We start from the raw sequence: 14639 nt of genomic DNA, 5'->3' as shown, positions 1-14639 counted from the left end.
TTCCGATCTTTTACAAGGATAGGAACACCATGGCCAAGAAATACGAACCCGAGTTCCGTGAGCGCGCCCTCCGCATGCTCACCGAAGCTCTACCCGAACACGCAAGTCTTCATGCGGCGAGTAAACACATCGGCGGGCTCCTTGGAGTCTCGCCCGACACGCTTCGCGTCTGGCATCGCCAAACCCAGGTCGACGCTGGCGCGAAGCCCGGTGTCACCACCGATATGAATGAAGAGAACCGTCGGTTGCGCCGCGAGAATGCGGAGCTTCGGAAAGCGAATGAAGTTCTCAAAGCTGCGAGCATATTTTTCGCGCAGGAACTCGACCGGCCACGATCGAAATGATCCGATTCATCGATAAGTATCGTGATCGTTTCGGGGTCGAGTTCCTCTGCCGCACGCTACGTGCGGCAGTCCGTGGTTTCCTCACCTCACGCGGGTATCGGGCAGCGAGGAACCGGCTGCCTTCAGCTAGGCACCTCCGTGATGAGATCCTCATCCCGGAGATCACGCGCCTCCACCACAAGCATTACGGCGTGTATGGTCGCCGCAAAATGCATGCCCTATTGCGGCGTGAGGGCTGGGAAATTGGCCGTGACGCCTGCGAGCGGCTCATGAAGATCGCTGGAGTACGCGGCGTGCAACGCTCGAAACGGGCATTCACCACGAAGAGCGACCCGGCGGACCGGCTGCCAGGTGATCTCGTGAATCGGAACTTCACTGCGGCAGCACCGAAGCGGTTGTGGGTCGTCGACATCACCTATGTTGCGACGTGGTCTGGGTTCGCGTACGTATCGTTCGTGACCGACGTGTACTCGCGCAGAATCGTCGGCTGGAATGTCGCTTCAACACTCAAGGCCGAGGTATTGCCGTTGCAAGCGCTTGAGATGGCGGCCTGGCAGGCCGGTGGTGATCTCGAGGGGTTGGTGCATCACAGCGACCACGGCTCGAATTATATGTCGATGGTCTACACCAACCGGGTCGCAGAGCTCGGCGCGGATCCCGTCAACCGGGACAGTCGGCGATAGCTACGACAATTCGATGGCTGAAGCAGTGAACGCGCTCTACAAAGCCGAATTGATCAGGCAGCAGGGGCCTTGGAAAACGGTCGAGCAGGTCGAGCTTGCGACGTTGGAATATGTGTGGTGGTGGAACAACGAACGCCTTCACGGGGAGCTTGATATGCGTACCCCTGCAGAGGTTGAAGCGGCGTACTACGCTGTCACTGAACCGTTGCCCGCACTGACGATGTAACGGACAACCATGTCGGAACTTTAGTCAGGCCAAATCAGTGTTCCTGCTGGTCGTCCAGATCTCTGCGGGTGGCGGCGCATATCCGCTCGCGGTGCTTCCCCAGTGGTTCCAAAACATGAGCCCTTGGCTGCCGGTCACGCACGCGACCGATGCGGTGCGCTCAGCGATTGCTGGAATCTACAACGGGGACTACTGGATCTCGATTGGTCTACTGGCGTTGTTCCTCGTGCCGACGCTACTCGTCGGCCTGGTGCTGCGCATCCCCGTGCTCAAGCTCAACACGAGTCTCGCAAACGCGCTCGAGTCGACAAAACTCATGTAGCGAGAAGCGGGCGACCACGTGGAGTGCACCTCAGATGTGGAAGACTGGACCCGGTCTAGTTACGGTTTGGTCTGGAGAGGTGCACACCATGGGGGTCGATTGTTCTGCCGCGACGTGCAGCGCTCAGCACGGAGGTGCCCGGGTCTGGCCCAAGCGAGCGCGGTGGATCACAGGAGTGGCTGCGGCAGGCCTGCTGCTGGGAGTGCTGCCCGCTTCGACAGGATTCGCCACCCCGGGAAATCAGGATCCAGTGAGCATCGATGTCGTGACGATCAATGATTTTCACGGCCGGATCGAGGCAGAAGGCAGATCAGCCGGAGCAGCGGTGGTCGCTGGGGCGGTCGAGCAGTTTCGTGGGGATAACCCGAACACGATCTTCGCGGGGGCGGGCGACCTCATCGGCGCTTCGACCTTCACCTCGTTCATTCAGGACGACAACCCGACCATTGACGCGCTGAACGCTGCCGGGCTCGACGTGAGCGCGACGGGCAACCACGAGTTTGATCAGGGCTGGGACGACCTCAAGAACCGGGTGCAGCCTCGCGCCGACTGGGAATACGTTGCTTCCAATGTGTTCCTCGCCGACACCGGCGAACACGCACTCGCGCCCTCCTGGGTGACCGAGCTCGAGGGCGTCAAGGTTGGCTTTGTGGGCGCGGTGGTTGAAGGCCTCAAAGGAATGGTCAACCCCGATCGGGTCACCGAGCTCGAGGTGCGAGGCATTGCAGAGTCCGTGAACGATGCGGCACAGGCGCTAAGTGACGGAGACCTGGGGAACGGTGAAGCCGACGTCGTGATCCTGCTCGTGCACGAGGGCGCCAGCGGCACCGCGCTGGAGGCCATCACCCCGGAGTCTCAGCTGGGCAAGATCGTGGCGGGGGTCTCAGCGGACGTCGACGCGATCGTGTCGGCGCACACCCATCTCGCCTACGACCACGTCATTGATGGTCGGCCCGTGGTGTCGAGCGGCCAGTACGGCGAAAATCTCGGCTTGATGAACATTCAGGTTGATTCTGTCTCGAAGGATCTCATCTCCATTACGAACGAGATCAAACCGCTGACGAGCGACGGGGCACCGCTGTACCCCGCGGTGCCCGCGGTTCAGGCGATTGTCGGCGAAGCGACTGCAGCCGCCGAGGAGCTCGGATCTCGCAACGTCGGCCAGATCACGGCAGACTTTAACCGGGCCAGGCAGAGCGATGGCGTCGCTGAGAACCGGGGCGGTGAATCGACCATTGGAAACTTTACTGCCGACGTGCTTGCCTGGTCTGCCGACGCTGACCTGGGGCTCATCAACCCGGGTGCCCTCCGTGCCAATCTCGCCTTCGCCTCGGCCGGCGTGAACGACCCCGACGGCCACGTCAGCTACCGAGAGGCCGCGGAGGTGCAACCGTTTGCAAACGCCCTGCAAACGATCGAACTGACGGGCGCCCAGCTCACGCAGGTACTTGAAGAACAATGGCAGCCGGAGGGATCCAGCCGCCCATTCCTGAAGCTGGGTGTCTCGCAGAACGTGCAGGTGACCTATGACCCCGCCGCCGCTCAAGGCTCGCACGTGACACGGGTGACGGTCGATGGCAGCCCGATCGACCCACAAGCGATCTACACAGTCGCGGCGAACGCCTTTCTCGCCGAGGGGGGCGACCGATTCGACACCATGAGTGATGGTGCGAATCGCACCGATACGGGCAAGACGGATCTCCAATCGATGGTCGATTGGTTCGCGCAGTTCACAACCGCCGTGCCCGACCTCGCGCAGCGATCGGTCGGCGCGACCGTGAACGCGCCCGCTGGGGCCGGGTTTGTCGCCGGGGAAGACGTCGTGGTGCGGCTTTCGTCGCTGGCATTCAGCACGGGGGAACCTGCGCCGACCGCCGCGACGATCTCACTCGCGGGAACGAATCTTGCGACGGCTCCCATCGACCCGATCGTGATCGACACGACCGATGAGGCCGGGCGGGCCACGCTGAAGTTTGCGGCCCCTGCCGGGGTCTCGGGGGTGCAGGATCTCATCGTGACGGTGGAGGGGAACGGCACCCGCGCGGTCGTGCCGGTCACGTTCTCGGACGCCGTCGCGCAGATCGCTCTCGATCGTGCCACGGTTGAAGCGGGCGACAGCGTGTCAATTTCAGGCAGCGCATTTGCCGCGGGCGCAGCGGTCGAACTCGAGCTTCGTTCGAGGCCGACGCCCCTCGGCACGGTGACCGCCGATGGTACTGGAACGTTCACCCACACCGCGCGTATCCCGGCCACCACACCGCCCGGTGCCCACGAGATCTTGGCGATACTCGACGACGGCACCGAAGCGATCGCGGCGCTCACGGTCACCTCCCCGAGTGGTAACGCTGAAGCCGGTAGCGGCGCAAACGGTAGCGCGAATAGCACTGCGAGCGGTGGAGCGGGCGCCGATGGGGGGAAGGACGACAGCCTCGCTAGCACGGGAGGCGCGTCCGCGTTTGAGACCGCAGCAATCGTAGGGTCTGCAGCGATCCTGCTGGCCCTCGGGCTGCTCGCGCTGGCCCGGCGCCGTCGCGCTTCGGAAAGCGTCCATGTTTAGCCGCGGCCATGGACGTGCGTTCACACCTGCGACAGGAAACGAGCGGTCACCGAGCCCGGCGCGGTGAGCGCGTGCGCGGTGTCACGCAGGGTGAGTTGCATCGCCGCGCCGGCGTGTGTGAGGTTCATGTCGGCGCGCCGGGCCAGGCTCACTGTGCGCGAAATCTCGGGGCTGGTGAGCGGCCGCGCCAGTAGTTGGGGGCGGTCGAGCGCGACCATTGCGGGCACCACGGCGACGCCCAATCCTCGCTCGACGAACCTCAGCGAGGCGTCCATCTCGGCCCCCGCGACGGCGGATACGGGTGCGAGGCCCGCGCCCCGAAACGCCTGCGCCAACGTGGCATGCAGATCATAACTGTCGGGAAACATGACCTGGGGTAGCAGTGCGACCTCCGCAAGGGTGATCGGCGTGACCTGAGGTGCCGCGTCAGCGGCTGCTCTTCCAGCAGAGGTCGCCGCACCATCGGGCCTCCCGGCGTGCCGGGCGCGCTCTACGACAACCAGGCTCTCCGCGAGCAAGGGCGTGCGGTCGAGCATGTCGAGCGCGCCCACCGGGGCGGCGTCGGTGTCCACGATGAGCGCGAGATCGAGCTCGCCGTCAGCCAGCGCCCCAATCAGGCTGCGCGATCCGCGCTCGAGAATCTGCACCTCGATGCCGGGATACTGCGCACGAAACGACACGAGCGCCTCGGCGACGAGGCTCGTGCACAACGTCGGCGTGGCCCCCAGACGCACGCGACCAGCTCGCAGGCCAGCGAGCTCGGCCATCTCGGTGCGCGCCGCCTCGGCATCGGCGAGCATGCGGCGGGCGAGGGGGAGCAGTCTTTCACCGGCCGCCGTCAGCCCAATGTTGCCGCGTGCCCGATGAAAAAGCTCAACGCGCAGATCGCCTTCGAGCGCCGCAATCTGTCGGCTCAGCGACGGTTGTGTGAGATGCAACCGCTCGGCCGCCCGGGTGAAATGGCCCAGCTCGGCTACCTCGGCGAAGCTGCGCAGCTGATCGAGATTCATGTCGATAGCTTAATCGTATTGAAACCATGAAATCTATTCATTGGAGTTATTGACCGCGCGGTTTTAGCGTGGAGGTCATGCACACAACACCCACCTCACGCACCGAACGCCACCTCTCCACCAACGTGCTCGTGATCGGCACCGGAGGCGCGGGCCTCCGGGCCTCGATCGAGCTCGCCGAACGCGGCATGCAGGTGCTCGCCGTCGGTAAGCGCCGCGCCCATGACGCTCACACCACGCTCGCGGCGGGCGGAATCAACGCCGCGCTCGGCACCATGGACCCCGAGGACTCCTGGCAACAGCACGCGGCCGATACGCTGCGCGAGTCCTACTTCCTTGCCGATCCGGCCATTGTTGAGGTGGTCGCCCGCGGGGCGGCCCAGGGCATCGAGGATCTCGAGCGCTGGGGCATGCCGTTCGCCCGAGAGGCGGATGGTCGCATCAGCCAGCGGTTCTTCGGCGCGCACACCTACCGCCGCACGGCCTACGCGGGCGATTACACCGGCCTCGAGATCCAGCGCACCCTGCTGCGCCGCGCGCGCGAGCTCCAGGTGCCCATCATCGACACGGTCTACATCACCCGGTTGCTCGAGGTGGGCGGGCGCATTTTCGGCGCTTACGGCTTTGATATCGTCGACGGCACTCCCGTCGTGATCCACGCCGACGCAGTGATCCTCGCTGCCGGCGGGCACACCCGCATTTGGCGCAACACCTCGTCGCGCCGCAACGAGAACACGGGGGACGCGTTTCGGCTTGCCGCGCTTGCGGGCGCTAAGATTCGCGACGCCGAGTTGGTCCAGTTTCACCCCTCGGGCCTGCTCGAACCGACGGAGGCTGCGGGCACCCTCGTCTCTGAAGCCGCTCGCGGCGAGGGCGGCGTGCTGCGCAATGCGCTGGGGGAGCGCTTCATGGAGAAGTACGACCCCGAGCGCATGGAGCTCTCGACCCGCGACCGGGTCGCGCTCGCGAGCTACACCGAGATCGCCGAGGGTCGCGGCACCGCAAACGGTGGCGTGCTGCTCGACGTCTCCCACCTGCCGCGCGAGGTGATCTTCGACAAGCTGCCGCGGGTCTACCGCAACCTCATTGACCTGCAGATGCTCGACATTACCGAGCAGCCCATTGAGATCGCGCCCACCGCGCACTACTCGATGGGCGGCGTGTGGGTGCGACCCGAGGACCACGGCATGGGCGTCGCAGGCCTCTACGCCATCGGCGAGGCATCGAGCGGTCTGCATGGCGCGAACCGGCTCGGCGGCAACTCGCTCATCGAGCTGCTTGTCTACGGTCGCATCACGGGCGCCGACGCGGCCGATTACGTCACGGGCCTCACATCGGTGCGACGCGATCCCGGCGCGGTCGCCGAGGCCCGCGAAGAGATGCAGGCGCTGCTGGGGTCGGGTTCTGCCTCGAGCAATGCCGAAGCAAGCGGCTCCGGATCGGGCCTGCCCGCCCGACCGGAAAGCGCGAGGTTGCTGCAGCGTGCGCTGCGCAACCTCATGACGGCCCACGCGGGCGTCGTACGCGACGAGGCGGGTCTCACGGTCGGGCTCGAGAAGCTTGCAGACCTGGACGAGCGGGCCTCGCGCCTTGCTGTGCACCCCGACATCGCCGGATTCGACGATCTCGCCCACGCCTACGATCTCAAGGGATCACTGCTGGCCGCCCGCGCAACGCTCGAGAGTGCGCTCGAGCGGCGTGAGACGCGCGGCTGCCACAACCGCTCCGACTTCCCCGAGCAGAGCGACGCGTTGCAGGGCAACATGCTGTGGGACACCGAACGCGGGGTGCGGTTCGAGCCTGCCACCGTGGCGCCCGAAGCGTTCCGGGCGCTCGCCGAGGCGCACCTCGATGACTCGGTCGACGGCAAGCTCGTCGAGTAGCGAGGGGACCCGGCCGCGCTACCCGAACACTACTCTGCCGTCAACGACGGTCGCCACGATGTCGACCCCGATGAGTTCATCGGGGTCGACCGTGACGGGGTCCTCGGCCCAGATGGTGAGGTCGCCCACCATGCCGGGAGCCAGGGCGCCGCGATCGTCGTGGCCTCTGGCGCGGGCGGGCCAGAGCGTGTACGCGAGGAGAGCTTCCTCGCCCGTGAGGCATTCCTGCGGGTCAAATACCGGCGCGTTCGGGGTGCCGGGCTCGCGCCGCCCGCGCGCCCAGGCCATGTTGACGCGGGGGTCGTAGGTGGCCACCGGCCAGTCGGAGCCGAGGGCGAGTGCGACACCGGCGTTGAGGACGCTGCGTGCGCGGTACCCGGTCTCGCTGCGCCCCTCGCCGAGTCGCACGGTCCAATTGTCCGAGCCGTCAGCCACCCGCCACTGCATGTGCGAAGGCTGCATCGACGCGAGCACGCCCGAGCCCTTGAGCTGCTCGATGTCCTGGTCGGCGAGCACCTCGAGGTGCTCGATAATGCGGGCGGGGCGTGCGCGCGGGGGCAGTGAAGCGTAGATATCGAGTACGCGGCTCACCGCATAGTCACCGACCGCGTGCGTGGTGACGAGCATGCCCGCCTCGTCGTAGCGGCGAACGATGTCGGCAAATGCGTCCCAATCGGACCACAGTGAGGCGGTGCCATCGCCGCAGGTGTCGGGCTCGTGCAGCCAGGCCGTGCCGGTGTCGACGACGCCGTCGCTGATGAGCTTGATGCCGTTGGCCTGCCACAGGCGACCACGCGCATCCCGGCTCGCGATGATGCGCACCATTTCGGCGTCGTCAGTGTTGGCGGTGTGCCACTGGTGCAGCGTCATGCGCTGCACGAGCTCGCCACTGGCCTCGAGGTCGGTCAGGATCTGAATGGACTCGGCGCCGCCGTTCATGATGGCGCCGCCGGTGAGCCCGACGCTCGCAAACCGCTCGAGGATCTGCCGGCTCGCAGCGACGGCTTCCTCGTGGGTCGGCTCGGGGGCCGCCGATGTCAGCAACTGAATGGCCGTGATCTCCCGGACCTCACCCGTGGGAACGCCATTGGGGTCGACCACGATCTCGCTCGCGTCGTCGAACTCGCGGGCCCCCGTGACGCCCGCGATCTCGAGGGCCGCCTGGTTCGCAACGTAGGTGTGGCAGTCATAGAACTGCGCGGCCAACGGGTGGCCGTCGACTGCAGCGTCGAAGAGATCACCACGAATGCCGCTCTCCTCGAACGGTTCGTACTCGAGGTTCCAGCCGCGCACCCAGGCGCCTGCGGGCAGCCGGGCGGCCTCGGTTGCAAGCGCCGCACGGATCTCGTCAAGCGTGCCCTTCCCCGCCAGGTCTACCCACGCGAGGGTCTCGGACCCGAGGAATGGGTGCGAGTGCGAGTCGAACAGCCCCGGGGTGACGGTGGCCCCGGCGACGTCGCGCACGGTGATGCCGTCGGCATCGGCGGCCGCACGAATCCCTTCGTCGTCTCCGAGTGCCACGATCTGACCCTCACGGATGAGGAGTGCGGTGGCCTCCGAGTGGTCTGCGGTGTTAGTGCGCAGCTGGGCGCCAACAACGGCGAGTGAACCGCCAGTGAGTGTAGGAGAAGTCACGGTTTCCCTTTCATACGGGCCTGCTGGAGGAGGCTCCGGCGCCCATCCCAGCTTGGTGATCGGCAACATCGCCGGGTCCGTACACTGTACCGAGAAGGTGGCCTGCCGCAATAGGGGTGCGTGCAAACGCGTGCGCCCCGAAGCGTGGGCAGCTCTACGGGGCACACGCGGGGTTGCGTGAACTACCGGCTTGAGGCGCGCACCTGTGCGCCCTCGCGGGCAAAACGGTGCAGCTGGGTGACGTGCCGCGGTTCGAGTTCGTCAAGCGTTGAGACGCCGAGCAGGGTCATGGTGCGCTCGATTTCGCTCCTGAGGATCGCGATCGTGCGGTCGACGCCCTCGCGGCCGCCAGCCATGAGGCCGTACAAGTAGGCGCGACCAATGAGCGCGAACTTCGCGCCGAGCGCCACGGACGCCACAATGTCTGCGCCGTTCATGATGCCGGTGTCGACCATGACCGTGGCGTCGCGGCCTACTTCGCGCACGACCTTGGGTAGCAGGTGGAACGGCACGGGGGCGCGGTCGAGCTGGCGGCCACCGTGGTTGGAGAGCACGATGCCGTCGACGCCGCGGTCGATGAGCTTCACCGAATCGGCGACGTTCTGTACGCCCTTGACCACAATTTTGCCGGGCCACAGCTCGCGGATCACGTCGAGGTCCTCGTAGGAGATCGTCGGATCCATGGCCGAGTTGAGTAGCTCGCCGACGGTGCCACCGGTCGAGGACAGCGACGCGAACTCGAGCTTGGGGGTCGTGAGGAAGTCGACCCACCACCAGGGGCGAGGGATCGCGTTGAGGATCACGCCGGGTGTGAGCTGCGGGGGAATCGAGAACCCGTTGCGGGTGTCGCGCATGCGGAAGCCGGCGACGGGGGTGTCGACGGTGAACATGAGCGTGTCAAAGCCCGCAGCCGCGGCGCGCTCGACCAGGCCGTACGAGATCTCACGTTCGCGCATCACATAGAGCTGAAACCAGTTGCGGCCGTGGGGGTTTGCTGCCTTCACGCCCTCGATGGATGTCGTGCCGAGGGTGGAGAGCGTAAACGGGATGCCTGCGGCCCCCGCTGCGCCAGCGCCGGCGATCTCGCCCTCGGTCTGCATGAGGCGAGTGAACCCGGTGGGGGCGATGCCGAACGGCATGGCCGTCGTGTCGCCGAGCACCTGTGAGGAGGTGTCGACGTGTTCGGCGGGGCGCAGAATATCGGGGTGCCACTCGATGTCTTCGAATGCCTGGCGTGCACGGGCGAGCGAGACCTCGCCCTCGGCGGCGCCGTCGGTGTAGTCGAACGCGGCCGCCGGGGTGCGACGCTTCGCAACCTTGCGCAGGTCGGCGATCGTCAGGGCCTGGTCGAGGCGGCGCTTCTTGCCATTGAGCTCGGGTTTCTTGAACTGCAGCAGCTCGAGGAGCTCGGCGGGGCGGGGGAGCTGGCGCTTCACGGTGGGTCCTCTCAGGAGGGTCGGGCCGTACACGCACTTCAGTGTGGCCCAACCATGTGGTCTGACCACATGAGTGTACGTGAGGTGGCCTGCCGACGTCAACCGACTGCCAAACTCGAGACCCGCCGCAGGCGCACCCCAAAATATGCGGGGATTGTTCCGTGAATGAACCAGGAATAGACGGAACTTCTCCCGCAGATTTTGCTGGCAGGCCTGGCAGGCGAGGTAACTCAGGCATCACCGAACGACCACTGCCGAGCGGCTAAACTGTGCTCTCGCCGTAGTACCGCTCGATGTGCGCGCGCAACAGTGCGGCGCCCGCCTCACCCGATCCGGCGCGAAGTTGAGCCAGAATCTCGCGGTGCTCCGCCCGCAGCCGGGCGGCCGTCGTCGGCCAATCGGGCAGCGAGCGCGCAAGCGCGCCCGTGTGGTCGGCTACCGAGAGCCTGAGGGCGTCCATCAGTGCGCTGATCAGCGGATTGTCGGCGGCGTGGGACAGCAGCGTATGAAACTCGGCGTCGAGGGCGAGAAACGCCTCGGCCGAGAGATCCGGGGCATCCATGCGGTCGAGCAGCTGCTCGGCGTGAGTCCAGTCGCCCAAATCGGGCGACGCGTGCTGCGCCGCCCAGGTCTCGAGCAGTAGCCGGGTCTCGTAGATGTGCCGCTGGTCGAAGTGTCGGGTCGCGAGCTGCAGGTTGAGCGCGAGTGAGAGCGCCTGCTCGGGGGCAGCCGTGATGATGGTGCCCGAGCGCGGCCCAGATCCCGTCGAGGTCTGGATCGTGCCCAGCGCCTCGAGCACACGCATCGCCTCGCGCAGCGAACTGCGCGACACCGCGAGCGTCTCGGCGAGGGCCCGCTCGCTCGGCAGGTGGTCGCCAATGTGGAGCCGCCCGCTCGCGAGCTCCTCGGTGACCCAGGCCATGACGACCTCGTGTGCTTTCATCGTCTCGATTATGGCAGCTTGCGTGCCGGGATGGTTTGGGCGCGGCCCGGTGGCAACTATCTGACGAGCTAGATAGCCTGGGGAGACGTGCGCCGGGCACAGGAGCCCGCGCCAATCGAAAGGGACGCACATGGTCTATCGGGTGCAGGGTGTTGTGGTGCGTGCGAAGGATGCTTCGCCCACGATCGAAACGATTTTGGTGCCGGATCCGGGGCCGGGCGAGGCCGTCGTCGACATCATTACGTGCGGAGTGTGCCACACCGACCTCCACTACCAGCAGGGCGGCATCGGCGACGAGTTCCCGTACCTACTCGGACACGAGGCCACGGGCCGCGTTGCCGCGATCGGCGAGGGCGTCACGAGCGTCGAGGTGGGCGACCGCGTCATTCTGAACTGGCGCGCCGTGTGTGGCGAGTGCCGCGCCTGCGCCAAGGGCCAGCCGCAGTACTGCTTCAACACGCACAACGCGACGCAGAAGATGACGCTCGAGGACGGCACGGTGCTGTCGCCCGCGCTCGGCATTGGCGCATTCATTGAGAAGACGCTCGTCGCCGCCGGCCAGTGCACCAAGATCGACGAGGAGTCGGACGCTGCAGCCGTGGGACTGCTCGGCTGCGGCGTCATGGCCGGCATCGGTGCGACGATCAACACGGGCGAGGCGAAGCGCGGCGAGTCCGTCGCCGTCATCGGTTGCGGCGGCGTAGGTACCGCAGCCATCGCGGGCGCGCAGCTCGCGGGCGCCACCACGATCATCGCCGTCGACATCGACGACGAGAAACTCGAGCAGGCGAAGCGCTTTGGTGCCACGCATACCGTGAACTCGAAGGCCGTCGACGCCGTCGAGGCGATCCGGGAGCTCACCGGCGGCAACGGCGCAGACCTCGTGGTCGACGCGGTCGGCCGCCCCGAGACCTACAAGCAGGCGTTTTACGCGCGCGACCTCGCCGGTCGCGTCGTACTCGTGGGCGTGCCGACCCCCGAGATGGTGCTCGAACTGCCCCTGCTCGACGTGTTCGGTCGCGGCGGCTCGCTGAAGTCGTCCTGGTACGGCGATTGCCTCCCGAGCCGCGACTTCCAGATGCTCATCGACCAGTACCGCCTCGGACGCCTCGACCTTGAGGGCTTTGTCACCGAACGCATCGGTCTTGGCGACGTTGAGGCAGCATTCGGGCGCATGGGCACCGGCAAGGTGCTTCGCTCGGTGGTTGAGCTGTGAGTGGGGGAGTGAACGTGGAGACTGTAGTGGGCACCGCCCCCGGTGCACGCGTGGAGCGCCTCGTTACGAGCGGCACCTTCTCGCTCGACGGTGGCACCTGGGATGTCGACAACAATGTCTGGATCGTGGGGGACGATGCGGAGGTGATCGTCATCGATCCTGCGCACAACGCCGCAGAGGTTGCGTCGGCGGTGGCTGGGCGCGCGGTGCGCGCGATCCTGTTGACGCACGGCCACGATGATCACGTGCGTGCCGCGCGCGAGACGGCCGCGCTGCTGCACGCGCCGATTCACCTGAACCCGGCCGACCGGATGCTGTGGGACGCCGTGCACGAGGCGGCCCCCGACGCCGAGATCAACGCGGGCGACACGTTCACGGTGGCCGGTGTGACGCTCGAGGCCCTGCACACACCCGGGCACTCGCCCGGGTCGACGAGTTTTCTCGCGCGCGACCTCGGAGTCGTGTTCACGGGCGACACGATGTTCCAGGGCGGCCCGGGAGCGACCGGTCGCTCCTACAGCGACTTCCCCACGATCATCGAGTCGATCAAGGCGCAGCTGCTGACCCTCCCCGCCGACACCCGCGTCTTCACGGGTCACGGCGGTGAAACGAGTATCGGTGCTGAGGCGCCGCAGCTCGATGAATGGATCGCACGCGGGCACTAACCCGCGAACCCGGTCGGCCATGCGCTGATCCGGATCATCCCGGCCCGGGCACCCCCTCACCGGGGGCCTGGGCCGTTTTGCGTCCCCAAACCTCGCTAACATGTGACGAGTAACGTGCGCCAGAGCGCACGACCCGCACCTCCGCAATGACGCGAAAGGCACACACCATATGCTCGATTCAATCCAGGGGTTTCTCGACACCGTCAGCGGCATCATTTGGGGCCCATTCGTGCTCATCCCGCTGCTGTTCATCACGGGTCTCTACCTTACGATCCGGCTCGGCGGGATTCAGTTCATACGCCTCGGCGCCGCTCTCAGCCTCGGCCTGCTGCGCCGCAAGGACCCCGGTGCCAGCGGTGACATCTCGCAGTTTCAGGCGCTGACGACGGCGCTCGCCGCAACGGTGGGCACGGGCAACATCGTGGGCGTCGCCACCGCGATCGCGATCGGCGGGCCCGGCGCGCTGTTCTGGATGTGGATCACCGGACTGCTCGGTATGGCATCGAAGTACGGCGAGGCATTTCTCGGCGTGCGCTATCGCCAGTCGGACACGAAGGGTGAGCGTAACGGCGGTCCGCAGTACTACCTGGAGAAGGGCATCAAGGGCCCACTTGGCAAGACGCTCGCCTGGATGTTCACCATCTTTACGATCTTCGCCTGCTTTGGGATCGGCAACATGACGCAGAGTAACTCGATCTCGGCGAACATGGAGAACAGCTTCAACGTGCCGACCTGGGCCACCGGGCTGGTGCTCACCGCGCTCGCGCTCGTGGTGCTTGTCGGTGGCATCAAGTCGATCGGCAAGGTCACCAGCGCCTTCGTGCCGATCATGATCGTGTTCTACGTGGTCGCTGCGCTCTACATTCTCGTCACCAACATTGGCGAGGTGCCCGCTGCAGTCGCGACGATCTTCGCGGATGCGTTCACGGGTTCGGCCGCGGCCGGCGGGTTCGCCGGCTCCGCCCTTATTCTCGCCGTGCAGTTCGGTTTTGCCCGTGGCATCTTCTCGAACGAGTCGGGCATGGGCTCGGCCGCCATCGCGGCCTCTGCGGCCCAGACCAGCCACCCCGTGCGCCAGGGTCTCGTTTCGATGACCCAGACGTTCATCGACACCATCATCGTGGTGTCGATGACGGGACTCGTAATCGTCACGACGGGCGCCTACAAGCTCATCGATCCCGAGACTGGCGAACAGATGTCGGCGGCCCTCATGACGGGCGAGGCGTTTTCCCAGGGGCTCCCGGGCGAATGGGGACACTGGGTCGTGACGACCGGCCTCGCGATGTTCGCGTTCTCGACGATCCTGGGATGGTCCTATTACGGTGAGCGCAACATGGAGCGCGTGTTCGGCCGCAAATCCGTGATGCCGTTCCGCATCGTGTTCTCGCTCGTCGTGTTCGTCGGCGCGACGACGCAGCTGGCAGTTGTCTGGTCGTTCTCCGACGTGATGAACGGCCTCATGGCGCTGCCGAACCTGATCGGGCTGCTGATCCTGTCGGGGCTGATTGCGCGCGAGACCCGCTCGTACCTGAAGTTCGATCCGAAGCTCGTCGCGACGAAGGCGGAAATCGAGGCCGGGCTCGCGAACGATCCGGGGTACCGCGAGTGGCGCGAGCACGAGGAGGAGCTTGATCGCACCAAGCCCAATGGGGTCGTGCGCAGTCTCGATCCGGATCCGGTGGCTTAGATACACACGGCAATGCCCGGGGCCTGCGGGCC

At 66.1% G+C, this 14639-nt stretch carries 10 protein-coding genes and 1 pseudogene; 7 read left to right on the top strand and 4 right to left on the bottom strand.

Going from position 1 to position 14639, the window contains the following annotated elements:
• The first annotated feature begins 29 nt into the window (after positions 1-29).
• The 3 genes and pseudogenes from C795_RS16210 to C795_RS14635 all read left to right on the top strand — a co-directional run bounded on the left by C795_RS16210 (position 30) and on the right by C795_RS14635 (position 4132).
• Positions 30-1253: pseudogene (locus C795_RS16210) on the top strand (IS3 family transposase).
• Positions 1254-1290: 37 nt separating this feature from the next.
• Positions 1291-1575, top strand: a complete 285-nt coding sequence (locus tag C795_RS0100280; RefSeq protein ID WP_017791757.1) for an ABC-2 transporter permease — start codon at positions 1291-1293, stop codon at positions 1573-1575.
• Between the two features lie 175 nt (positions 1576-1750).
• Positions 1751-4132 (top strand): bifunctional metallophosphatase/5'-nucleotidase, encoded by a 2382-nt coding sequence (locus C795_RS14635; protein ID WP_017791756.1) that lies wholly within the window; start codon positions 1751-1753, stop codon positions 4130-4132.
• Between the two features lie 20 nt (positions 4133-4152).
• On the opposite strand, the gene C795_RS0100270 is transcribed toward C795_RS14635, so the two are convergent.
• On the bottom strand, positions 4153-5142 hold the full coding sequence (locus C795_RS0100270; RefSeq protein ID WP_017791755.1) for a LysR family transcriptional regulator: 990 nt from the start codon (positions 5140-5142) through the stop codon (positions 4153-4155).
• Between the two features lie 77 nt (positions 5143-5219).
• Between C795_RS0100270 and C795_RS0100265 the strand changes: the two genes are divergently transcribed.
• Positions 5220-7025, top strand: a complete 1806-nt coding sequence (locus C795_RS0100265) for an FAD-dependent oxidoreductase (RefSeq protein WP_026139327.1) — start codon at positions 5220-5222, stop codon at positions 7023-7025.
• Positions 7026-7043: 18 nt separating this feature from the next.
• On the opposite strand, the gene C795_RS0100260 is transcribed toward C795_RS0100265, so the two are convergent.
• The 3 genes from C795_RS0100260 to C795_RS0100250 all read right to left on the bottom strand — a co-directional run bounded on the left by C795_RS0100260 (position 7044) and on the right by C795_RS0100250 (position 11039).
• The gene (locus C795_RS0100260; RefSeq protein WP_017791753.1) at positions 7044-8660 is read right to left on the bottom strand and encodes an amidohydrolase; all 1617 of its coding nucleotides are present in this window, start codon (positions 8658-8660) and stop codon (positions 7044-7046) included.
• Between the two features lie 182 nt (positions 8661-8842).
• On the bottom strand, positions 8843-10096 hold the full coding sequence (locus C795_RS0100255) for an alpha-hydroxy acid oxidase (protein ID WP_017791752.1): 1254 nt from the start codon (positions 10094-10096) through the stop codon (positions 8843-8845).
• A gap of 262 nt (positions 10097-10358) precedes the next feature.
• A complete protein-coding gene (locus C795_RS0100250; RefSeq protein WP_017791751.1) occupies positions 10359-11039 on the bottom strand; it encodes a FadR/GntR family transcriptional regulator in 681 nt (226 codons plus the stop codon).
• 130 nt (positions 11040-11169) lie between these two features.
• Between C795_RS0100250 and C795_RS0100245 the strand changes: the two genes are divergently transcribed.
• The 3 genes from C795_RS0100245 to C795_RS0100235 all read left to right on the top strand — a co-directional run bounded on the left by C795_RS0100245 (position 11170) and on the right by C795_RS0100235 (position 14607).
• On the top strand, positions 11170-12255 hold the full coding sequence (locus C795_RS0100245; protein ID WP_017791750.1) for an S-(hydroxymethyl)mycothiol dehydrogenase: 1086 nt from the start codon (positions 11170-11172) through the stop codon (positions 12253-12255).
• Positions 12256-12269: 14 nt separating this feature from the next.
• Positions 12270-12920, top strand: coding sequence for an MBL fold metallo-hydrolase (locus C795_RS0100240; protein WP_232225394.1), 651 nt, complete (start codon positions 12270-12272; stop codon positions 12918-12920).
• A 169-nt stretch (positions 12921-13089) separates the two neighbouring features.
• Entirely contained in the window at positions 13090-14607 is a 1518-nt protein-coding gene (locus C795_RS0100235; RefSeq protein ID WP_017791748.1) for an alanine/glycine:cation symporter family protein, read from the top strand.
• Positions 14608-14639: the final 32 nt, after the last annotated feature.

It is taken from the genome of Leucobacter salsicius M1-8 (assembly GCF_000350525.1).
Taxonomy (GTDB): domain Bacteria; phylum Actinomycetota; class Actinomycetes; order Actinomycetales; family Microbacteriaceae; genus Leucobacter; species Leucobacter salsicius.
Note: the sequence above shows the minus strand (reverse complement) of the source record. Positions and strands in the feature narration are given on the sequence as shown.